Below are 22,013 nucleotides of genomic sequence, written 5' to 3'. Positions count from 1 at the left end.
GTCAGGTTTTACCAAAAATTAAAACAGATGAGTTTCTCAAGAGATATAGTGTGTGATATATAAAGCTCCGCGGTGGCTTTGATTGGATTCGCCGCATTCTATTAAACAAGAAGGTTACAAATGAAAAAGACACTTTTAGCGCTTGCGCTTGTTGGTGCCTCAACGTCTGCGTTTGCAGACGCTTGGTTGTATGGTGGTGTTTCTGCAGGTCGTGCAGACTACAACGGAAACAGCGACACGCCTATGGGTTTCCACGTGGGCACTGGTATCCTGCCTATCATTGGTATTGAAGGCGGTTACTGGAAGCACGGTAACTACGACATGACTGCAAGCAATGGTAGCACGGGCTATGCTGAGCTTGGCTCTTGGTACGCGGCACTTAAGCCAAGTATCGATATCGGTCCAATCCAGCTGTACGCAAAAGGTGGCTTCCACTACTACAACGCTGATTACAAAGGCAACCTAAACGGTAGCGACAGCGGTACTGACTTTATGTACGGTGTAGGTGCAGAATACTTCGTAACAGATATGCTTTCTGTTGGCGCAAGCTGGCAGCGTTTCAACGGCATCAAGACGTCGTTCTCAAATGACAAAGATCTAGACAGCTTCACTATTAACGCGACGCTTCATATTTTCTAAGCGTTAGCTAACGTGGTTAAGATGTACAAAGGCGACAGAAATGTCGCCTTTGTTGTTTGTAGTATTATAAGTAACGGCTTCTCAAATGTGATTGGAAGTGCGCTGCATTCAGTGTTTCACCGGTTGCTTGCTTCACGAGTTCTTCTGTTGATAGTGAGCTACCTTTTGACCAAATGTTGTCACTTAACCAAGTGAAAATTGGGTTTAGGTCACCGCTGTTAATCGCTTTATCGACATTAACGGTTTGCTTCATTGCTGCCATAAACTGAGCCGCATACATAGCGCCAAGAGTGTAGGACGGGAAGTAACCGAAGGCGCCATCTGTCCAGTGAATGTCTTGCATACAGCCATCTTTGTAGTTGCCTTTCGTCGACAAACCCAAGTACTGCTGCATTTTTTGATCCCACAGTTCAGGGATATCTTTGTATGAAATCTTGCCGTTCATAAGATCACGTTCAATTTCATAGCGTAGGATCACGTGAGCAGGGTAGGTTAGCTCATCAGCGTCGACGCGGATATAGCCCGGTTGAACTCGAGTGTAGATTTTTTGAAGGTTATTTGGTTCAAACACCTTTGCATCATTGGAAGCAAAATGCTTTTGTGCCAAAGGTGATAGATGGTGAATAAAACCGTCGCTTCGACCTAACTGCATTTCAAAAAACAGTGATTGTGATTCATGAATACCCATTGAGCGCGCTTCACCAACTGGCAGGCCAGAGAAAGACGTCGGTAGGCCTTGTTCGTAGCGAGCGTGGCCGGTTTCGTGGACAATGCCCATTAGCGATTGAACAAAGTCGGTTTCATCGTAACGAGTCGTAATGCGAACATCTTGAGGTACACCGCCACAGAATGGGTGTGAGCTGATATCTAGGCGACCATGGTCAAAATCAAACTTCAGCAGTTTCATGACCTCTAACCCGAGTGCATTTTGCTCTGAGGTGGCGTAGCGTTCGTCCGTCGTGTAAACCGACTCTGTTTTTTGCTTTTCGATGACCTGCTGGGTGAGCTCAGGTAGCCAAGAGATAAGGTCACCGAACAAAGTGTCAAGCTGGGCAGAGTTCACGCCTGGCTCATAGATATCAAGCATCGCGTCGTAAGGCGTCAGACCTGCTTGCTCTGCACGGATTTGAGCTTCTTGCTGTGATAGGTTCACAACTTCTTCGAAGTTAGCGCAAAAGCCGTTCCAGTCGTTTTCGCCGCGTTGAGTGCGCCATGCGTGCTCACACTTAGAGCCAGCGAGTGACTTAGCTTTGACAAGATCTTCTGGGACTACTGTCGTTAAACGCCACTGTCGTTTCATTTCAGAAAGACTGGCTCTTTGCATTGCATCGAGTGATTCAGACTCTGCTTTATCAAGCCATTCACCGAGCTGTGGAGCGGTGGATAGTTGGTGGATGTGTAAAGATAGCTGCGCCATCGCCTCTGAGCGAGCTTGATTGCCGCCAGAGGGCATCATCGCTGCGGCGTCCCAGCCACAAATAGCCGAAAGATGGCCAAAATTTGCGATCGTTTTATAGTGTTCAACCAGTTTATTGTAGTTTTCCATGTCTGTGACCTATCGTATGAACGTGGGCTATACGTTAACATTAACAATGGGTTGCGAAAAGGTTAATGCTATATAGTGCTCAAAAGACATTCGCTTTTTGCGGCGAGTTGAAGCAGAATCAGGGTATTGTCCTAGAAACACAGTCTTTACTATGCATATTCAGAACTTCGAAGCCTTCATTGTCGCGATCACTATTCTCACCCTAACACCAGGACTTGATACCGCATTGGTGATCCGAAATACCACTCGTGGCGGATTTAAAGATGGGGCAGTAACAAGCGTGGGGATTTGTTTAGGTCTGTTTGTGCACGCAACATTTTCAGCGTTGGGAATTTCAGTCGTGTTGACTCAATCAGCAGAGTTGTTCTCTGTGATTAAAGCGATTGGTGCGGCGTATCTGATCTGGCTCGGGCTATCAAGTTTGCGTTCTCTAAAGCAAGGCTCATCGATGCAAGTTGATGCTGCTAGCGGCAAACGTGTTACAGGACGTCGTTCACTGCGTGAGGGGTTTCTTTCTAATGTGCTTAATCCAAAAACCGCGGTGTTTTACCTAGCGTTTCTGCCACAGTTTATTAACCCGGAATATTCGCCATTTGCTCAATCAATGTTGATGGCAGCCATTCATTTTGTGATTGCCATGCTTTGGCAGTGTGGCCTTTCTGGCATGTTGAATTCGGCTAAATCGCTATTAAAAAGCGACAAATTCACCCGTTGGATGGAGGCAACAACAGGTGTGGTACTGATTGGCTTAGGTGTGAAGTTACTAATGGAGAAGCCAGCCGTTTAAACGGGCTAAAGATATCAACTTGCCTGTGTCTCCATCGCTCGCTGTAGCGAGCGTTGGGTCGTAATTAATTTGTGCATGGTGACAGATGAGCTTTTTAGCAGGTAACGGTCAAAGCACTGATAATATTGCTCCCCTTCATTTAACTGCTTACAGAAATTTCGAGCTTGCTGGTTGTGATGGTGGAGTTCGGCCTCTGATGCAAACTCGTTGTGTGTTGCGCAGCCAGCAACAGTCAATAACAAACTCAAAAATAGAGTAAAGGTAATCTTGGTTCTTTTCATTATGACCCAGCAATCGTTGAACAATTCATGCATATTAGCGATTCAATGAGTGTTTAGTTACCTTTTCGCGCCACAAGTTCCTTCAGATATTCAATTTTTTAAGCCATTGGTATAAATAGTCAGCAAGCTCGGTGGGCGAGTCTGCGGGAAGGTCATGGGCGTCACTGTAGAATGAACGGTGATGGACATTCCAGCCATTAGCGACGGCTTGTCCCGCTTGGCTACGAACTAACTTGTCATGTTTACTGGTAATGACCTGAGTGGGGCAGCGAGGCGGTAGACTCGGGCCGACGAACTTGGCTGCCGCGATGAGCTGACGAATAGCATTGCAAAATTTCACTGGATGTTTGCTGTTTAACGCCAAATGGTAGGCCAAAATACTTGGATTGGTGACATGGTCAGGAAAGGTGATGTCTAAAATAGCTTTTTCAAAAGCACGCCTTCCTTGCAGTTTTGCGCTGAGTAGCTTGGGAATCGCCCTAAGGTTGAAACGCTGATGAATGGGACTGTATCTGGCAAAGCTTGGGTTAATGAGCGTTAAACTTGCGACTTTGTCACCATACAAGTGTGCCCAATGAGACGCGAGCATCGAGCCCATAGAGATCGCCACGACATGGTAACGTTCTATATGACTGGGCAGTTGTTCGAGCAAAGGTTCCAGCATCAACTCTATCTGCATTGGGCTGGTTTCATGGTACAAACAGCCATTGCCAGGGACATTTGGCGTGAGGATCAACAGTTCGTTATCTAAACGTTTAAGCGCATCCACCATCAAATGCCAGTGGCCCGCTTCACGCAATAAACCTCTTACTAGGACGATGGGTACCATAATTTGTTCGCCTTTTTCGTCAGTATATCTCGGTCGTTGTTGCTTATCTGTGTTAACAACTCATTATACAAAACTTGCATTAAATAACTGAGAAGTGTGCTGTGTCTTCTTTGGACGCGTTTGACGCGATGTGGCTTTGTTGGATGAAACAGCTGACTAAAACGAAGTAGTTGCATTGGGTTCTTTTTAACCCAAAGCCAGGAGCCAAGTTCTAAAGTTAGCGGAACAAAAGGTGAGGTCGATTGTTGATAGTGTTGCAAGTACATCCAATCCCAGAAATCACCATGGGTAGTATACTGATGCCATTGAGGCTCAAATTGGTAAAGCTCATAGTGTGGGAAGCTTTTTCGAAACTTCGAATAAATCAAATAGAATTGGTGCAGTGTCTCTGGTGGTCGATTATGGTGAGCGAATGGAAACCACAATCGGTCTCGAGTGCCAAAGCCACTATGTACATCGAGCACTATGGTGGAAGAGGCGGTTTGTGTGACTTGAAGAATACAGTTTGAAAGTGCCGTTAGCTCTTGTTCCATCTGCTCGCTGTTTCCCCGATACCAAGGGAGTGTTGGACTTATGGTTTGACCGGCATAAAGCTGATAACGAGGGTTGTTTGCGGTAACAGGCGCATTGCGCATCAAATCGACACCGCGATGATTGGCCCGTGTTTTCAGTGCGACACCCCAAGGATTCACCACAGGAACGGTGAGAACTTGAATTTTGTTCAGCGTGTCATTTAATTGGCTGTCCCAGTGACGACGTTTTAACAGGCTTTTGATGAAAGCCAAAATAATCTGGCTGCCAATACGCTCAACACCATGAATCGATCCTGTCAGGATAAGGCAGGGCGCGGTAGGGTCTTGTGAACCCATTGACAGCCGTTGCAATGGCATCTCAAAGCCTTGATGCTCAATATGGGTGAGGGTGGTGAGAGACAACTCAGGATAGCGCTCGGCAAAATCTTGGATATGGCCAAGTTCTCTTGGGGTCGCGGCGAACATAATTCGATAAATACCACTCAATTCATAACGTTAATATTAGTTTAGCGTCGCGAGAGTGGGGGTGTCGTGAAGGATTTGTGACGCCCAATAAAAAACACCGAGCTTGAGCTCGGTGTTTGGGTATTTTAGGAGAGGTCGCTTATCTAGGTTTTTTACCCAGACCAAAGTTCTCTTTTTGCATTAGCGTGATCTTACCAAAGCCAAGCTTTTTAAAATGGTTGTCACGATAGTTGCGAACTGCTTTGGTATCCGAGATGGCTTCAATCTGCTGTTCCATCTTCAGGAATTCCGTCAGGTCAATACCTTCTGCTTCAGCGACAGCTTCATGGATGTTGCGATGTTGCTGATAAGAAAACGTCAGTGTCTTCTCTTCGTTTTTGTATTCATAAATGATGGTACGAGCCATAAGGTTTACCTATTAAAATTGCTACCTAACAAATCTAAGCGCTAGATTCTGCCTTGAAGTGGGATAATTGTCACGCTTTCACCGGGTTTTACTGTATCGATGTGAGGGGCAATTTCTATCAAACAGTTCGCCTCACTCATTGAACGCAGAATTCCAGAGCCTTGCTTACCCGTCGTTTTGACGCTCAACTGACCCGTTTCGTTATCGATTTCGTAGATACCGCGACTGAACTCTGTACGTCCTTGACGAGAGCGCAGCGATTCTGTAGCAATAGCTGGCACCTTGAGGGGTTCAAAACTGAGCGCACCTTGCATTTTCTTAATGGCTGGCTCTACAAAGTTAATGAATGACACCATAACCGCCACTGGGTTACCGGGAAGGCCAAAGAATGGCACATCGCTGATATCACCAAATGCAAGCGGACGACCTGGACGCATATTAATACGCCAGAAATCAACGCTGCCACGTTTCTCTAGAACATTTTTGATGAAGTCGGCATCACCAACAGATACGCCACCGGAGGTAATAATAAGATCAGCACTCTTGCTCGCTTCAACAATGGCTCGCTCCATAACGGCTTCGTTATCTTCTAAGATACCGAGGTCAACGATCTCACAACCAAGCTTCTGCAGCATGGCCATAATGGTGTAGCGGTTTGAATCATAGATGGAGTTAGCGTTGAGTGGTGTACCTGGTGCTTGCACTTCATCGCCAGTCGAGAACACAGCAACACGTAATGCACGTTTTACCATAACGGTGTTCATGCCTAAAGAAGCAATCATACCCATCTCTGGTGCTTGTACTAATGTCCCGGCAGTGAACACGGATTGACCTACCGCCAAATCCTCACCAGCTTGGCGAACATTTTGTCCCAATTTAATAGAGGCATTAGCGAAACCAACGCGATCGCCATCTACGATCGCTTGCTCACGCATGACCACGGTATCAGCGCCTTCTGGCATAGGTGCGCCAGTCATAATTTGAGCGGCTTGGCCTTGAGTCAGAGTTTTGTCGTAGCCGTGTCCAGCCATAATGCTCGCGACGACGTCAAACTGCTCATGAGCAATGTCTTCTCCACGAATAGCGTAACCATCCATCGCCGAGTTGGTGTAAGCCGGAACATTGATAGGTGAGCTGATATTTTCCGCCAATACACGACCGTACGCTCCCTCAAGCGCGATAGTTTCCGTCGCGTCAATAGGAGAAATCGCTTCTAATATCTTTTGCTGTCCCTGCACAACAGATAGAAATGCAGGAGAGAGAGTGTCGCAACAGGCGGCAGCGGCCGGTGAACTTGTGTTTTGCGACTTCACATAATCTAAGATGAACTGTTTAATGGCATCGAGATCGTTGATGCTCATCGTTGGGATCGTCACGTCAAGCTCGCTATCAGACGCAATCGCGATAATATTATCATCACTTGGGTGTAACCAAGGCTTGCCGACTTCTTGACGGTTTAGCTCAATCTTTGGAAAGGCGATATTTTTACAGCCTTCGACCAAAATAAGATCGAGTGCTTGATGGTCAAAGCGTGATAGCAAGTGCTCAAAGCCCGCTTCTGAATCGGGTGTTTCGGTCATCAACGCGTGGCGATAGCGAGAGGATATTAGCATCTGACTTGCGCCCGCCTTTCTCAAACGGTAACTGTCTTTACCGGGCTTATCGACATCGAAATTATGGTGAGCGTGTTTTAGCACACCGATACGCAGGCCAGTTTCGGTTAGCTTTGGCAGCAATGCCTCGAGTAATGTGGTTTTACCGGTGCCACTGTAGGCTGCAAAACCGAGTAGGGGAACATTGTTGATAGACTTAATGGTCATAGTGCGCTCTTTAATGATGATCGTTTGACGTCGCTAATTTCGCCAATTCTTCTGGCGTATTGAGATTCACAAAACACTCAGGACTGTCTGAGAAGTCAACGTAGTCGGTGTGACACTCTTTATAGAGTAAGATGATTTTGCGATCGCCACGTTCCAAAAAGGCTTCAAGTTTTGGAAGCACTCGTTTGTGGAACATCGTGAAGACAGGTTGATGAAAATCGCCATCATGAGCGACGAGGATATCGGACTGGTCAGTCACGGACTGACAGAATCGCTCGACGACCGCAGTATCAATGAAAGGACTGTCACAGGGAACGAATCCAACCCAATCAGTGGATCCCGAGATAAGACCAGCGTGTATGCCACCCAAAGGGCCTGGATAATCGGGATAGGAGTCACTAATCACGGGAGCATATTGCTCATAGCGTTCGTGGTTTCTGTTTGCGTTTATCGTGATATCGTTGGTTTGCGTTTTTAGGCGCTCCAACACGTGTTCAATCAGCGGCTTACCATTGAACTCTATCAACCCTTTATCATTGCCACCCATACGAGAGGCTTGCCCGCCAGCAAGAATAACCCAACTAGTCTGAGTTGGATGCAACATAAATACTCTCTTTATCTTTCTGTTTTTTATCGATGATTTGAAGCAACGGTGATTCTATCAAGGTGCAGTCTTTAATCCACCATTGTTTTCGGCATAATCGTGTGAGGGCATTGGTCTGATGGCTTGTGATTACAATACTCGAACCATGCGCTAATAGATCTTGCGCCATATAAACCAGCCGTTCTATAGACTCTTGGTCAAGGGAAGCGCTGGGCTCGTCCATCAACAAAATCGACGGCTTCAATACCCAGGCACGCGCCATCGCTACACGCTGCTTTTCCCCTCCTGATAAGACAGAAACATGCTCATCGGCAAGCGTCTCTAAGCCGACTAAACGTAATGCAGCAATGACCTCAGCACGTTTATCATGAATATCGCCTCGCTTATGTTTAATACCGTACACGACGTTTTGATAAACCGTACCGTCAAACAGGTAAGGCGATTGATGAAGATAGATGACATCTTTGCGGCCAGCGCCGCTGAATAAACGTGACATCATTGTTTGACTGCGGGGCTCAACAGAACCGGATGTTGGCTTGAGAAGGCCTGCTAGGATTTTAAGTAGAGTGGTTTTGCCAACGCCATTGTCACCTTTTAGATAAACGGCTTCGTTTGGGCCAATCGTAAGGCTGGGAATATGAAAAAGGACACGGTCTTTAAACCGCATCGAAACCTGCTTTGCTTTGAGTTGTATTGTCATTGTTGTCCCTTAAGCAGTGTCTTGGATTAATTATAGTGTGGGTATTTAAAACCGACGTCTTTGCTAATCTCTAAGTTCAAATAAGCAGACTTAGCTGCGAAGAACGCCTTTACCACGCATGGATGACAGTAAAAAGTTGAGCGCTAAAGCCAGAACCAACAATACGATCCCAAGCGCGACACCTTGTGCGAAAGCACCTTTGTGGCTCTCCATCGCAATGGCCGTTGGGATGTTTCGTGTTAAGCCCATAATATTGCCGCCAACCATCATCGAGCAGCCAACTTCGGTCACGATACGTGAGAACCCTGCGACAACCGCCGCCATTAGTGGGAAGCGAGACTCCCAAATCAAGGTCATTAAAGTGCGAAGTCTTGATACACCGAGCGTGACAGATGTTTCGAGTGCACGCTTGTCTGTGCTTTGCAACGCGCCATGCATCATAGAAACCAACACAGGAAAGCAGATAAGTATCTGCCCGACGATCATCGCTCTTTGGGTAAACAGCATTTCCCAGTCACCGAGTGGGCCAGAACGCGATAGCAACATATAGAGCAATAGTCCGATCACCACCGTTGGGATCGCTTGCATGGTATTGACCAGTGATAATAAAAACCACTTACCGGGAAAGTTGGTGTAGGCAAGCACATAGGACGCAATGATCGCTGGCAGCACGACTAAAGAGACCGCTGAGATTGATACACTGAACGAGACAGCAACAATCCGCCACAGATCTCTGTCTAGGCTAAATAGGAGGCTTAGCGCCTCCATGGTTGTTTCGGTAATGCTCATTAACTGTTGTTGCTCTTAGCATCGGCCACAAAAAGCTGTTCGCCCATTTTGCGGTAGTTATTGATCATCGTCTGACCTTTGTCGGAAACAAGCCAGTCACTCAGCGCACGTGCGCCTTTGGTATTAAGGGTAGGATAACGCTCCGGGTTTACGACGATAACTTGATAAGGATTAAACAATTGTTTGTCACCTTGGAAAAGGATAGCCAGATCGAGTTTAGCTTGATAAGCGAGCCACGTGCCGCGATCGGTCATGGTGTACCCCTGCATTTCTGACGCCATGTTTAGCGTAGGCCCCATACCTTGGCCTACAGAACGGTAACCGCCAAAGTCTGGTTGAATCTTACTTTGCTTCCATATCTGAAGTTCTTTTTTATGTGTACCAGAATCATCGCCACGTGAGATAAAAATCGCATTGGTTTTCGCGATATGGTCAAAGACTTCTTCAACCGTTTTTTGATCGTGGACGTGAGCGGGATCCTTTTCTGGACCGACAATCACAAAGTCGTTGTACATAACACTGCGTGGCTCAATACCAAAACCTGAAGCAACAAAATTGGCTTCGGCTTTCGGCGCATGCGTCATGACGACATCCACATCACCGTTTTCGCCCATTTTGAGCGATTTACCGGTACCAGCGGCAATAATGTCCACTTGATAGCCCGTTTCTTGGGTGAATTCTGGTAGTAGGTAGTCGAGAAGGCCTGAATGATAAGTGCTGGTGGTTGTCGCCAGACGAACTCGGGATTGTTCGCCAGTGTCTGCGTAAGCCGAAACAGACAGTGTTGCCAGTGACGCCGCGGTAACCATTAATCGGGAGGCCATTTTTTGAGAGGAAATCATAGTATTGTCCATTGTTGTTTTTATCGTAAAACCATGTGCTTATGGCGAGCCATATCCTTAAGCAAGGACAATGCCACAATTTCCATAGGAAAAAAGAGGCAAACTGCGACATTTTGCTAAAAATTTCATTGCATAAACTACAATTAATTTGAGCTGGGACAAAATGTCGCAATTTTACCCATGATGTTTTGTAATACATTGGTACACTCTGTCTCAAATAGGAACAATAACAACAATTTATGACTTTATTTCAAACCTCTGATGTCCCCAACCAACAGTCGTCACCGTATTTGGCTTTCTCGGTACTTGTTGTCGATGACGAAGTCGGCATGCAAACCGTACTTAAAAAAGCGCTAAGCAAAGGTTTTGGCCAAGTCGACACCGCCAACAGTGTCGAAGAAGCGGAAAGCCTGCGCCTTCAAAACCACTATGATTTGATCATCCTGGATATCAATTTACCGGGACGTTCTGGTATTGAGTGGAAAGAAGCGTTTAACGACCAAGAACGCAAAGCCGATGTGATATTTATGACAGGTTACGCAGACTTAGAAGTGGCGATCAGCGCGTTAAAGCTCGGTGCTTCCGACTTTATTTTAAAGCCGTTTAATCTTGAGCAAATGCTACAAGCTGTGAAGCGTTGCATGGATAAGCGTTTAACAGAGCGAATGAACCTAGCGCTGAGTCATGACATTAGTCGACGCGTCAGCAAAGAGTTGATTGGGAATTCGGAGAAGACCAAACAGCTAAAGCAGCTGATCACACAGTATGCACCATCAAGGGCGTCGGTGTTGATTGAGGGGGAGTCTGGTACAGGCAAAGAGCTAGTTGCACGAGGGATTCATACAGCGAGTCAAAGGCAAGGTCCTTTTGTCGCTGTTAACTGCGGTGCGCTTGCTCCAGAATTACTAGAGAGTGAACTGTTTGGTCATGCTGCTGGAGCCTTTACGGGTGCCAAGAAAAGTCGCGAGGGCTTATTTCGTGTTGCCAGTGGCGGTACTTTGTTCCTCGATGAAATCGGAGAGATGCCTTTGTCGATGCAAGCGTCACTGCTGCGGGTACTAGAACAGCGCACGGTGAGGCCGGTAGGTACTGAAAAGGAAATCAGCATCGATGTTCGAGTTGTTGCCGCGACGAATCGCAACCTTCGTGATCAGGTGGCTAACGGCGAGTTCCGCGAAGATCTGTTTTATCGATTGAATGTTCTCAGAATTGACGTGCCAGCATTGAGGGAGCGTTTAGCGGATCTCTCGGACTTAGTCCCATTTTTTACCCGCCAGTTGTCTCGAGAGCTAGGTGTGAGCGAGCCAAAATGGGCGCATGAAGATATGCACGCGATGCAAGACTACGATTGGCCGGGCAATGTTCGCGAGCTAAAAAATATGCTTGAACGTTGCATCCTACTCAGTAAGCCACCAGCTCATCACTTTACCGAATTGAAAGGCGGTACGGTGAATACCGCAATTACCATGTCGGTGAATGATCTCACCACTATGCCGAACACTAACCAAGTGGTTGAAGGGGAGTTTGGCTATCCTAACTCTTGGTCTTTGAAAGACGTAGAAAAGTCGCACATTCAGCAAGTGGTGGATTACCATTCTGGCAATAAGTCCGCTGCATCGCGCGACCTTGGTGTGGCCCGAAAAACGTTAGAGCGCAAATACAAAGAGTGGGACGAGAACGGGTCTGATGAATAGAGAAAACCGCTTTATCGGCAAATGGCGTTACCGTATCACTTCTATGGTGCGATATCGCTTGTTGTTTCTCACCTCTGCGCCGATATTTTTAACCTTGTTTGCGCTGTTTGGCATTACGGCGTATTGGTCTGTTCATTACACCTGGCAAAGTGCCTTAGTGGATGTGGCTGAGCGACTTAATATTGTCGAAGACAAAATACACAGCTTACAAATTCGCCAGCACGATCACCTTACTGCGTTTGCCTCGTCCTATGAGTTTCGAACTCGCCTAGATCATCTTCAAACTCATGATGAGTTCGATACATGGGTTAGCTCCCAGCGAGAACGCTATAATCTTGACTATCTGCGCTGGATTCCCAAGCAGCAATCGGAGAAGAGCAACGACTACCTGCAAATGGCCAGTCAAAAGAGTTTTTTCGATGTACTCACTCGCACTCAAGCTAGCACTATTGACCCAATCTTGTCCGACCATGCGGAAGTATGGCATCAGGATAAACACATTACAGAAACGCGCGCCTTGGTGAGTCGGTCCGTGACCGCTGTGTATGATTTTAACAGTCAGCTGCTCGGCTATTTGGATGGCGGCGTGTTAATGAACAATAACTTAGCGCTGGTTGATGAAATCAAAAACACTATCTATTCGAGCCACAGTTACCAGGGTACCGTCACGTTATTTCTCGATGACTTGCGGATTGCCACTAACGTTTATATGGAAGACTCCTATGAGGGCCGTCGCGCTTTAGGCACTGTAGTATCCGAACAGGTGAGGGAAGCGGTATTAGAGCGTGGAGAAAGTTGGATTGATAAAGCGTTTGTTTACGACTCATGGTACATAGCCGGTTATAACCCGATCGTCGATTGGCACGGTAACACAGTGGGGATAACGTACACCGGTTACTTAGTGTGGCCGCTTATTAAAACTTACATCACCAACTTAGGGGAAATCACCGCGATTATCGTGTTACTGCTACTGGTCTCAGGGTTGATTGTGTACCGTGGTGCTAGAGATCTGTTTCGTCCCATCGAGCAGATACACCGTGTGGTCAAAATGGTCCAGTTGGGTAAGGATGAGGAACGTATTGGTCCACTTGGGTTGAATTCCAAGCACGAACTAAGTCAACTCGCCACTCAGTTCGATAATATGCTCAACCAATTACAGTATCGCAATGAGCAGATCCAAGAAGCAGCACACGAACTTGAAGCTAAGGTCCATTCTCGTACCGCTAGTCTAAAAGAGAAAACAGAGCAGCTTGAACTGCATATACAACTGCTCAATCAAACGCGTGACAAACTCGTGACCAATGAAAAGCTGGCCGCCTTAGGTGAACTGACGGCTGGTATTGCACATGAAATCAATAACCCTACCGCTGTTATTCTTGGCAATGTAGAGTTGATGAAATTCGAACTTGGCGCTGATATTAATCGTGTAGAGGAAGAGGTCGATACGATTTTGGCGCAGATTGACCGCATCAGAAATATCACCCGAAGTCTGTTGCAATACAGCCGTCAGGGCGGTGTACAAGATGAAATTACATGGCAACATGTCAACCCGATTGTGGATGAAAGTGTCACTTTGGTTCGCACTGGCTCGAAGAAACGCGATGTGGAATTTGTGGTTGATTTGCATGCCAAAACGCCAGTCGAAGTGAATCGTCATCAACTGCTGCAAATATTGGTCAACCTGCAAATGAATGCCATCCATGCAATGAATGGAAAAGGGCGTCTGACGGTATTAACGGAAGACTGGATTGAGGGTAAGGAAAGCATTGGCTCACTAATCCATGTCATCGACGAAGGTTGCGGAATCTCAGAGCGCAATCTTAAGCGTATTTTTGATCCATTTTTTACCACTAAACGCGATGGTACCGGGCTTGGTTTGTCAGTATCACAAAGTATATTGAGTCAAACTGGCGGTGAGATTAAAGTACACTCCAAAGAAGGAGAAGGCAGTCAGTTTACATTGTATCTCCCGAATAAAACCGACCATCACTTGTTGGTCAGTGCTTAACCATGACTCAATTGCAATATCGTTTAAGGCCAGCGACCGAACAAGATTTTGATTTCGTTTTTCAGTTAAAAAAACAAACCGAGTATGATGCTATTAAGCGAGTGTTTGGCTGGGACGAATCGTTGCAACTTAGGTTGCACCAACAAGAGTGGTCGCAAGCCAAACCAACCATTGTTGACATCGATAACAAGCCGATAGGAAGTTATCTACTTGAGCGACGCAGTGATCATTACTATTTCGGCCGCTTTTTTATTTTACCTGAGTTTCAGGGGATGGGCTTAGGCTCCACCATCATGCGGTTGTGCATTGGGCAAGCGGGCCCTTTACCCATTAATCTAGCGGTGCTACGCGGTAATCGTGCTGTGCAGTTGTATTCTCGATACTCGTTTTCAATCATCGAAGAAGATGCACACTTTGTATATATGCAAAGAGAGTCGGTTTGTAGCGAAGAATAAAATAAAAACGCGAGGTAAGCCTCGCGTTTTTTTATTAGCTGCAATAGGTTATTGCATACAGATAGCAACGGTGCCAAGCACCATCACAGTAATTAGGGCATACCAAATTTTTTGAGACTTAGTATCAGCGACATTGACGCGAATGTAGTTGATCTCCTCGGCGGCCATGACTTCAAAATCGCTGAAGCTCATAGTGAATTCTTTACGCGCTTGGACAATGTCATTTTGAAGTTTATTGAAAGCCTGTTCGATAAATTGTTTCGCTTCACCAAGTGGTGCACTCGCTAGCGAAAACGCGTCCCAGATTGCCATTCTAGATTCAAACTCGCGGTCTGTGACACGGTTAAGCATTAATAGGTCATGCTCTCGTTTAAGACGCTCTTTACCCAATTTATCGAAATTCATGTGTGAGAACTTGTTCAAGTCTACTACTCCAAAGTTTCATAACGACGCCGCTTTCATGGGTAATGAAGCGGCGTTATGTGCGTGGAATAGTAGGTAGCACGCTAGTCGGTATCAACTTGATGTTTTTGTGAACACGACAAATATATTGGTTTGACGTTAAACTGTAGCGCGGCCGTCAGTTTTCCAGAGAACGTTTTTTATTGGGTAATCCACCCATTTTCCAGCATTGGGTGACAAGCATATTGCCCTGATAATCACCTTTTAGCCAACAGGGAACCGTTGGTGTGCCGCCGGTCGCGCTTCCAGCGAATGCGCTATTTGATATACAAAGAGCAACCATACATACCCATTTCATCTTTGCCTCCTTACAGCAGCCTATATAGTCACGACAAATCAGCTTTCGCAGAGGTCAGCGTTTGTTGAAAGATAATCGCTGTTCGCCGTGTCTACTTAGCTGTTACGTATCTAAACTAGGAAAGTCCATGAAACTAGCCAAACTATTTATTTGTGTATCTCTGTGGCTTGTGGGTACCACGAGCGTGTTTGCGATCGAGCCTGTTTATAGTGATTTTTTTGGCAAAGCGATACGTGGCTACGATCCCGTTGCCTACTTTACCGAGGGAAAACCTGTCAAAGGTGATCGAGATTACACATACCGTTGGAATAAGGCTAAGTGGTATTTCTCATCCCAAAAGCATTTAGATTTGTTTATCGAAAATCCAAACAAATATGCCCCTCAGTATGGCGGGTACTGCGCGTGGGCAGTAAGCAAAGGCTATACTGCCAAAATCGATCCTAATGCGTGGTACCTACATAACGACAAGCTTTATCTTAATTACAGTCGGTCGGTACAAAGCACTTGGCAGCAAGATATTCCGGGCAATATTGCCAGTGCAGTCAAAAATTGGCCAACACTGCTGACTCAATAGCAATGATTTTGGTTTAGGAAAATGACAGAAAAAACTCACTCTCAAGTACTATGCAAACAGTCATCTAGAACAAAGGGGCTTAGTAAACAATGATAAGTTGCAGCGATTACGATTACATAGAGATAGCCTGTATGCATCACTATCTCCTAAGGGTATCGATGAGAAATGGGCAGACGCTGGAAGGTACTGCGTTGGATACCGCTCGCAATGAGATGAAAGTGGAGTGTATTAAACTAAAGCAAGCTCAACAGGAGGTGTTAATCGTACTAGATGATATTGTACTGATTGAGGTTTTGACGGCCAATCCGCACTTCCAGTCAAAAACATTTTGCGGATAGCGGCACCTCGTTACCACATAAATTATCTAACCGTTTTTCACGGCTATTTGTGGCGGATGAATACCATGTTTTTGGAACTCACTCATCACCCGCAGAGTGATATCAGTTTCAAACAATTTCTCGTAGGCGGTATCCACAACATAGGCTTTGCACGTGAGTTGAATTGCTAGGTAGTTGTCGGTGATGGTTTGTTTAACAAGTACGGTGACCGGTTTCGGGAGGTGAATGTAACGGCTTGAGGAGGCCGCTTCTTGAATCAGGTTACGCGCAAGTACAATGTCTTCATTCATTCCTACATAAAAAGGAATCACGACCTGCATGTCGAGCGCACCATAGTTACCACTCACGGTGACTTCGTTGAGGAATTTATTATTGGGTATGGTGATGATGTCGTCATTAAGGGTTCGCATTCTAACTGAGCGAAGGCCAATTGTTAGGATGTCCCCATAATTCCCCTCGAACGTGACGCGGTCACCGACTTGAAACGGTCGGTCTATCATTACAGTCAATCCAGCGATGAATGAAGCGGCGAGATCTTTCATCGCAAACCCAACCGATACCGCCAAAGTCCCGCCAATCAGAGCGAGGATATGGTCGTTAATACGAAAGCTGAGCATGAACACGACGATGCCTGCAGTCATGTAGATAAAGAACTGCAAAAAGGACTGGAGTTTTTGCAGTAGCATCCGGTATTGAACGAATTGGCTGCCGATACTCTCGACCATAGAGTTCATAAACTTTATAAGCAGCCATGTTCCCATGACGATAAAAATACTTGCCAGTACGCCAGACCAACGGATGAGAGAGGCAAACTGGGTAATACTGTCTACTGAGGGAACTTCTTCGCTCGCCCTGCTAATCGGGGCACACAAAACCAAAGGAAGTAGCAACAAAATCCTAAGCATGGATACTCCTTATTTAACCAACAGATGCTGACGATCTAATACATTGGTGATGTGTCTAAACCAATGATCTGAAATTCTTGCCTTGTCTTCACGCCATTCAATGTAACCTCGACTTTGAAAGTAGCGAAGTGAGCCAATCACTTCTGAAATGGTGAGCTGAGTACAATCAGAGACATCTTCCGGCGACGCGGATTCGAGTTGGACGATAGAGCGTAGGATAGCGAGCATCGGCTTGGGCATTTTGTCGAGCTCTTCGGATTCCGGCGCGTGAAACAAGCGCACAACGACCTGGTCCGTTTGTTTATTTCGGTTCAGAGAAAAACGGAAAAAGCGCAGTGCCACGGTCGGGTTGCCATCCGAATAGTGCCATAAAATGCGATAGAAACCTTGTTTGGCGCGATCCTCTTCGGACTCACTGTCATTATCCCACTGTTTTGGTACCGCGAGCCCCTCAAAGCTGACCAAGTGGCTGTCATTTTGATTGATCCGACTGTCCAGAAGAGCGCCCATTTGTTGTTCACTCCAACGGGGTAAAAATGCTACCCAATCAAACAGCAAGCGTTCTCCACGCGCTCTATCGATAAAGCGCCAACTGGCTTTTTCGATAGAAAACACGGCACGATGACTTTGCTTCGAGCGGCGCAGCAAGTTGGTAAAGCGTATCAAATCATTCAATCCGCCAACTTTGGGTTTAACCAATCTTTGGCAGTTATCAATGGCTATTAAATAGTGGGCGTCGCTTTTTCTCAAATGACTGAGGATTTTTACTTCGCTCGTGTCCTCTTCGAGCCCCAAACTTACCGCCAGATGAATCAAAAGTTCGTTATACCCGGAATTTGGGCAATTGATGTAAATGGGCTCAGCGTTTTTTACTTTACCCAGTAGTTGCGTCAGAAGGCGTGTTGCTCCGATCCCGCGTTCGCCGGTGACAACGCATATCGCCGGACTGTTGGTTAATAGGTACTTAGAAAGCTGTTTTAGTTCTTCGTTTGCGAAACCGATGAGAGGGCTAGCGTCATCGCCAGGTAGAACATAACGAAAAGCGGCGTCGCCTTTGACTCGCACCAAGTTGTCGTCAGCGCTACTGCCGGTTTGTTTGGCGACTTCGATCTTAAACAGGTATGTCAGGGCTTGATTGAAAAAAGTATACGTGGAGAGCATACCAATTAGGCGGTTTTTCAAGTGGTGTAGGGCAATCCAGAGCGTGGCAATGGCAGTGGCAATCAGCCCAATGACAAACACGTCTTTTTTTGATGCAGCCCAAACGACTATGATCGGTTTCTCAGGGATTCTATCGAGAGAGTCAAACACCACCCGTTTCCACATGATAATCACGCTCAGTGTTATCAAGGTGAACCATAAAGAGAATAGGCTAGTTATCCAATAGTAGATGGTACCCTTACCGAGCGTTTGCGAGGCGATTTGCAGCACCAAGCCCACAACAATAAAGCTCCATACGTAACGTCTAACGGTGGAAAGTCGCAAAGCCGCAACGGTTTTATTGGTAGCTAAACTGTTGCGTTGTACAAACTCAAGAATAAATGAGATCGCTATCGAGCCTCCCAATATCCACCATGTAAATAACTCTATGTAATAGAGCTGCGATAGCGCATCGATACTACTTAGCACCCTCAACGAGACCGTAATGGCGATCAACCATGCGATGGCTTTGCTAGCTTTACTTAAGTACCACACCAATCGAATCCAAATCGGTGGTTTGTTCATTGAAGCGGTGACATGGGATTTGAACTGATCAAATAACCTGCGTTCATTTGCAAGCCACCACATGAGGAGCGAATAAATCAAGAAGACCTGCAGACCAACCCAAATGACCGGCACAGGAGAGATAAAGATTTCTTTGATGAGTGTTTTTAGGCTGCGTAGCTGAAAGAAGAGGAAATATTCGCTATTGAGCTGAGTAATATGCCACTCTTGCTTAAATTGAGTCACCCCATCGGGGCCAAACCCTGTCAGTTGTTCAAAGGTTTTCTCTGAAGCGAGTTCTAATAGCGATTGTTTACTCAAGCTTAAACTGTTCAGCGTTAAATAATGGCTTTGTACCTTAAACCATTGCTCCTCACTTGGATCGTCTCGATAGACGGCCAACGCTTCATTAAACTCAATGATGCTGCGATCTTGTTGGTCCAATGTATAGGACAGCAATCGCCGGACTTTGTTGATGTCTGTCGACGTCATAAACAGCGCTTTGGGTAACTTGGCAATTTCATCTTCTAATGACTGGGCATTTTCAGAGGCAATGGGCACATTGTCATCTTGATAGTCCCAGCGAGCCAGAGCAGGGAAGCTTAGGGTGATGGCCACGACCCATAACCAGAATATCCGTTTCATCATTGTAGGCTTCCCATCCGTAACTGATTGAGTCTATTTGATTTGTTATTTAGTGTAGTTTGACTCTGCCCCCTCTGCTGCTGAGAAGGGAAAAAAGAGCCTGTTTTTGAGTATCAAAGCGGTTCTTGCTTGCATCTCAGACCAAGAGCCTGTAGGGTTGCGCAGTTTTGTTCATTCACATAGGTAACGCTCGTGCTATCGACCGCAAATATCACTCAACAGTTTGGTGCTAAACCGCTGTTTGAAAACATCTCTATCAAGTTTGGCGAAGGCAACCGTTATGGCCTTATCGGCGCAAACGGCTGTGGTAAATCGACTTTCATGAAGATTTTGAGCGGCGAGTTGGAACCTACGAGCGGTAACGTCTCTTACGATCCGAACGAGCGTGTTGCAAAGCTTAACCAGGACCAGTTCGCTTACGAAGAGTTCACGGTTGTTGACACTGTTATCATGGGTCACAAAGAGCTTTGGGCAATCAAGCAAGAGCGCGATCGTATCTACTCTTTAGCAGAGATGAGCGAAGAAGATGGCATGAAAGTGGCCGATCTGGAAGTTCAGTTCGCTGAGCTAGACGGTTACATGGCAGAAGCAAAAGCTGGCGAGCTACTACTAGCTGTTGGTATTCCAGAAGAGCAACACTTTGGCCTAATGAGCGAAGTGGCGCCAGGTTGGAAACTTCGTGTGCTATTGGCTCAGGTTCTTTTTGCTGACCCACACATCATGTTGCTTGACGAACCAACCAACAACTTGGATATGGACACGATTCGTTGGCTAGAAGAAACGCTAAACCAACGTAACTGCACCATGATCATCATCTCGCACGACCGTCACTTCCTAAACTCTGTGTGTACGCATATGGCTGACTTGGACTACGGTGAACTTCGTCTGTTTACAGGTAACTATGATGAATACATGGTTGCGGCTTCACAAGCTCGTGAGCGTCTATTAGCAGACAACGCGAAGAAGAAAGCGCAGATTGCAGAACTAAATACGTTCGTTGCGCGTTTCTCTGCAAACGCATCGAAAGCGAAGCAAGCAACATCTCGTGCTAAGCAAATTGACAAGATCCAGCTAGAAGAAGTGAAGCCTTCAAGCCGTCAAAACCCGTTTATCCGTTTTGACCAAGAGAAAGAGCTATTCCGTAACGCGCTGAATGTTGAAAACCTAAGCCAAGGTTTCGAAGAAGATTTATTCGCTGGCTTTAACGCTATCTTTGAAGTGGGTGAGCGTGTGGCTATCATCGGTGAAAACGGTGTGGGTAAAACAACACTGCTTAACACTCTAGCAGGCGTATTAGAGCCTCGCACAGGTGAGTACAAGTGGTCTGAAAACAGTAACATTGGTTACTATGCACAGGATCACGCACATGACTTTGAAGAAGACATGAACCTAATGGACTGGATGGGTCAATGGCGTCAAGAAGGCGATGACGAGCAAGTTATCCGCAGCTTCCTGGGTCGTATGCTATTTGGTCAAGACGACATTAAAAAGTCGGTTAAAGTCCTGTCTGGTGGTGAGCAAGGTCGTATGCTTCTAGGCAAGATCATGATGCATAAACCAAACATGCTTCTAATGGATGAACCAACCAACCACATGGATATGGAATCTATCGAATCGCTGAACAACGCACTTGAGCAGTACAAAGGAACACTATTCTTCGTATCTCACGACCGTGTATTTGTAGACTCGCTAGCGACTCGTATTCTTGAGATCAAAGATGGGAAGATTAATGACTTCCGCGGCACGTATGCTGAGTTCTTACGATCGAAAGGTATTGATGGTTAATCGTTAGATAGCTTAGATTAAGCCTCGCGGAAGCGAGGCTTTTTTGTTTTTACACGATCAAACCGCAATCACATTCCGTACCCAAACCATCAACAACAAATACGCAAACATCACCCAAACCAACACCGCAGACAACAACGTCCACATCACCGACAAGTGATAGCTAAAGTAATAAACCGCAATTAAATAAGCCGCATAAGGCATGAGCGAATAAAGCCCAAACAGCGCGGTCATACGAAGCGCTTCCATATTACGCTCGGTCGCGACGATGTAGTGGGCGATCAGAGCAAAACTTGGAAATAGTGGTACCAGTCCTGCGATGAAGAAGTTCTTACTTTTCGATAGGATGGCAATCAACATGACCGCTGCGGCGCCAATCAAACACTTTAGAAATAGAGCAACCATGTTACGAACTACGCCAAGTTAAACTGCAGTTCATCATCGGTCATATATTTGTGCTTACTGCCTAGATTTCGTACATGCATAAACATAAAACTCGGGAATGCTGGAGCAAGTAGGTTGTTGGGCTCCCAAAGTTCGCCGCCGACAAATACATAACGACCTTGCTTTTCATCGGTGTGATGTGGGTTGTTAATCTCTGTGGAGAGCTCAGCGCGCACGCCTTCAATCACACACACGATTTGTCCTTTGGCGACCCCCACGACACGAGTGACTAGGTTAGCTTTCATGCCGCATTTCCAAGCTTGGCGTGTAGCCCATTCAAATCCGAGTTTACGGACACCCTTATGAACATTAACGATAAGATTCATGCTGACTCTGCAATGGTTGAGTATTTCGTCTCAGAGTAATTTGAATGCTTGGGGGAGACGAGTGAAGGCTGTGAGGCGATTCTTATTGAGTGAAAATTTAATTAAAAAAGCCCCCTAAATTAGGAGGCTGTTAG

General features: G+C 46.2%; 24 protein-coding genes. 8 read left to right on the top strand and 16 right to left on the bottom strand.

Features of this window, described 5'->3' with window-relative positions:
- Nucleotides 1-120 precede the first annotated feature (120 nt).
- A complete protein-coding gene (locus AAA946_RS08315; protein ID WP_338164435.1) occupies nucleotides 121-639 on the top strand; it encodes a porin family protein in 519 nt (172 codons plus the stop codon).
- Between the two features lie 64 nt (nucleotides 640-703).
- Here the strand turns inward: AAA946_RS08315 and AAA946_RS08310 are convergent, their stop codons facing one another.
- Entirely contained in the window at nucleotides 704-2,185 is a 1,482-nt protein-coding gene (locus AAA946_RS08310; protein ID WP_338164434.1) for a carboxypeptidase M32, read from the bottom strand.
- Nucleotides 2,186-2,336: 151 nt separating this feature from the next.
- Between AAA946_RS08310 and AAA946_RS08305 the strand changes: the two genes are divergently transcribed.
- Complete coding sequence (locus tag AAA946_RS08305) at nucleotides 2,337-2,972, top strand: LysE family translocator (protein ID WP_338164433.1); 636 nt, start codon at nucleotides 2,337-2,339, stop codon at nucleotides 2,970-2,972.
- Nucleotides 2,973-2,986: 14 nt separating this feature from the next.
- On the opposite strand, the gene AAA946_RS08300 is transcribed toward AAA946_RS08305, so the two are convergent.
- The 9 genes from AAA946_RS08300 to AAA946_RS08260 all read right to left on the bottom strand — a co-directional run bounded on the left by AAA946_RS08300 (nucleotide 2,987) and on the right by AAA946_RS08260 (nucleotide 10,241).
- A complete protein-coding gene (locus AAA946_RS08300; protein ID WP_338164432.1) occupies nucleotides 2,987-3,253 on the bottom strand; it encodes a hypothetical protein in 267 nt (88 codons plus the stop codon).
- 82 nt (nucleotides 3,254-3,335) lie between these two features.
- On the bottom strand, nucleotides 3,336-4,082 hold the full coding sequence (locus AAA946_RS08295) for an alpha/beta fold hydrolase (protein WP_338164431.1): 747 nt from the start codon (nucleotides 4,080-4,082) through the stop codon (nucleotides 3,336-3,338).
- A complete protein-coding gene (locus tag AAA946_RS08290) occupies nucleotides 4,064-5,101 on the bottom strand; it encodes a DUF2817 domain-containing protein (protein WP_338164430.1) in 1,038 nt (345 codons plus the stop codon). Before AAA946_RS08290 ends, AAA946_RS08295 begins: the two co-directional genes overlap by 19 nt.
- Before the next feature lie 118 nt (nucleotides 5,102-5,219).
- Entirely contained in the window at nucleotides 5,220-5,486 is a 267-nt protein-coding gene (locus tag AAA946_RS08285) for a DUF2960 domain-containing protein (RefSeq protein WP_338164429.1), read from the bottom strand.
- Nucleotides 5,487-5,527: 41 nt separating this feature from the next.
- On the bottom strand, nucleotides 5,528-7,300 hold the full coding sequence (locus tag AAA946_RS08280; RefSeq protein ID WP_338165804.1) for a bifunctional molybdopterin-guanine dinucleotide biosynthesis adaptor protein MobB/molybdopterin molybdotransferase MoeA: 1,773 nt from the start codon (nucleotides 7,298-7,300) through the stop codon (nucleotides 5,528-5,530).
- 16 nt (nucleotides 7,301-7,316) lie between these two features.
- Nucleotides 7,317-7,910, bottom strand: coding sequence for a molybdenum cofactor guanylyltransferase MobA (mobA, locus tag AAA946_RS08275; protein WP_338164428.1), 594 nt, complete (start codon nucleotides 7,908-7,910; stop codon nucleotides 7,317-7,319).
- Nucleotides 7,888-8,610 (bottom strand): energy-coupling factor ABC transporter ATP-binding protein, encoded by a 723-nt coding sequence (locus AAA946_RS08270; RefSeq protein ID WP_338164427.1) that lies wholly within the window; start codon nucleotides 8,608-8,610, stop codon nucleotides 7,888-7,890. Before AAA946_RS08270 ends, mobA begins: the two co-directional genes overlap by 23 nt.
- A 90-nt stretch (nucleotides 8,611-8,700) precedes the next feature.
- Nucleotides 8,701-9,399, bottom strand: coding sequence for an ABC transporter permease (locus tag AAA946_RS08265; RefSeq protein ID WP_338164426.1), 699 nt, complete (start codon nucleotides 9,397-9,399; stop codon nucleotides 8,701-8,703).
- The gene (locus AAA946_RS08260; RefSeq protein ID WP_338164425.1) at nucleotides 9,399-10,241 is read right to left on the bottom strand and encodes a substrate-binding domain-containing protein; all 843 of its coding nucleotides are present in this window, start codon (nucleotides 10,239-10,241) and stop codon (nucleotides 9,399-9,401) included. Before AAA946_RS08260 ends, AAA946_RS08265 begins: the two co-directional genes overlap by 1 nt.
- Nucleotides 10,242-10,480: 239 nt before the next feature.
- Between AAA946_RS08260 and AAA946_RS08255 the strand changes: the two genes are divergently transcribed.
- Genes AAA946_RS08255 through AAA946_RS08245 form a run of 3 tightly spaced genes read left to right on the top strand, consistent with a single transcriptional unit; the run spans nucleotide 10,481 to nucleotide 14,398 of the window.
- Entirely contained in the window at nucleotides 10,481-11,935 is a 1,455-nt protein-coding gene (locus AAA946_RS08255) for a sigma-54-dependent transcriptional regulator (protein WP_338164424.1), read from the top strand.
- On the top strand, nucleotides 11,928-13,943 hold the full coding sequence (locus AAA946_RS08250; RefSeq protein WP_338164423.1) for a sensor histidine kinase: 2,016 nt from the start codon (nucleotides 11,928-11,930) through the stop codon (nucleotides 13,941-13,943). The genes AAA946_RS08255 and AAA946_RS08250 overlap by 8 nt, the downstream gene beginning before the upstream one ends.
- A gap of 2 nt (nucleotides 13,944-13,945) precedes the next feature.
- Complete coding sequence (locus AAA946_RS08245; protein ID WP_338164422.1) at nucleotides 13,946-14,398, top strand: GNAT family N-acetyltransferase; 453 nt, start codon at nucleotides 13,946-13,948, stop codon at nucleotides 14,396-14,398.
- A 48-nt stretch (nucleotides 14,399-14,446) separates the two neighbouring features.
- Here the strand turns inward: AAA946_RS08245 and AAA946_RS08240 are convergent, their stop codons facing one another.
- Entirely contained in the window at nucleotides 14,447-14,803 is a 357-nt protein-coding gene (locus AAA946_RS08240; RefSeq protein WP_338164421.1) for a thiamine-phosphate diphosphorylase, read from the bottom strand.
- A gap of 175 nt (nucleotides 14,804-14,978) precedes the next feature.
- Nucleotides 14,979-15,158 carry a hypothetical protein gene (locus tag AAA946_RS08235; RefSeq protein ID WP_338164420.1) on the bottom strand — a complete coding sequence of 60 codons (180 nt, stop codon included), beginning with the start codon at nucleotides 15,156-15,158 and terminating at the stop codon, nucleotides 14,979-14,981.
- A gap of 127 nt (nucleotides 15,159-15,285) precedes the next feature.
- On the opposite strand from AAA946_RS08235, the gene AAA946_RS08230 reads away from it, so the two are divergent.
- Nucleotides 15,286-15,732, top strand: coding sequence for a YHS domain-containing (seleno)protein (locus AAA946_RS08230; protein ID WP_338164419.1), 447 nt, complete (start codon nucleotides 15,286-15,288; stop codon nucleotides 15,730-15,732).
- Nucleotides 15,733-15,821: 89 nt separating this feature from the next.
- A complete protein-coding gene (locus AAA946_RS08225; protein WP_338164418.1) occupies nucleotides 15,822-16,070 on the top strand; it encodes a Rho-binding antiterminator in 249 nt (82 codons plus the stop codon).
- 26 nt (nucleotides 16,071-16,096) lie between these two features.
- Here the strand turns inward: AAA946_RS08225 and AAA946_RS08220 are convergent, their stop codons facing one another.
- Both AAA946_RS08220 and AAA946_RS08215 read right to left on the bottom strand, forming a co-directional pair.
- Complete coding sequence (locus AAA946_RS08220) at nucleotides 16,097-16,975, bottom strand: mechanosensitive ion channel family protein (RefSeq protein WP_338164417.1); 879 nt, start codon at nucleotides 16,973-16,975, stop codon at nucleotides 16,097-16,099.
- A gap of 9 nt (nucleotides 16,976-16,984) precedes the next feature.
- A complete protein-coding gene (locus tag AAA946_RS08215; protein ID WP_338164416.1) occupies nucleotides 16,985-19,327 on the bottom strand; it encodes an ATP-binding protein in 2,343 nt (780 codons plus the stop codon).
- A gap of 189 nt (nucleotides 19,328-19,516) precedes the next feature.
- On the opposite strand from AAA946_RS08215, the gene AAA946_RS08210 reads away from it, so the two are divergent.
- Nucleotides 19,517-21,109: an ABC-F family ATPase gene (locus tag AAA946_RS08210; protein WP_338164415.1), complete on the top strand. Its 1,593-nt coding sequence runs from the start codon at nucleotides 19,517-19,519 to the stop codon at nucleotides 21,107-21,109.
- A gap of 57 nt (nucleotides 21,110-21,166) precedes the next feature.
- On the opposite strand, the gene AAA946_RS08205 is transcribed toward AAA946_RS08210, so the two are convergent.
- The gene (locus AAA946_RS08205; RefSeq protein ID WP_338164414.1) at nucleotides 21,167-21,514 is read right to left on the bottom strand and encodes a GlpM family protein; all 348 of its coding nucleotides are present in this window, start codon (nucleotides 21,512-21,514) and stop codon (nucleotides 21,167-21,169) included.
- 8 nt (nucleotides 21,515-21,522) lie between these two features.
- Nucleotides 21,523-21,879, bottom strand: a complete 357-nt coding sequence (locus AAA946_RS08200; protein ID WP_338164413.1) for an acyl-CoA synthetase — start codon at nucleotides 21,877-21,879, stop codon at nucleotides 21,523-21,525.
- Nucleotides 21,880-22,013: the final 134 nt, after the last annotated feature.

This window comes from Vibrio sp. 10N (assembly GCF_036245475.1).
Lineage (GTDB): Bacteria > Pseudomonadota > Gammaproteobacteria > Enterobacterales > Vibrionaceae > Vibrio.
The sequence above is the reverse complement of the archived record's forward strand: the minus strand, read 5'-3'. Positions and strand labels throughout refer to the sequence as shown.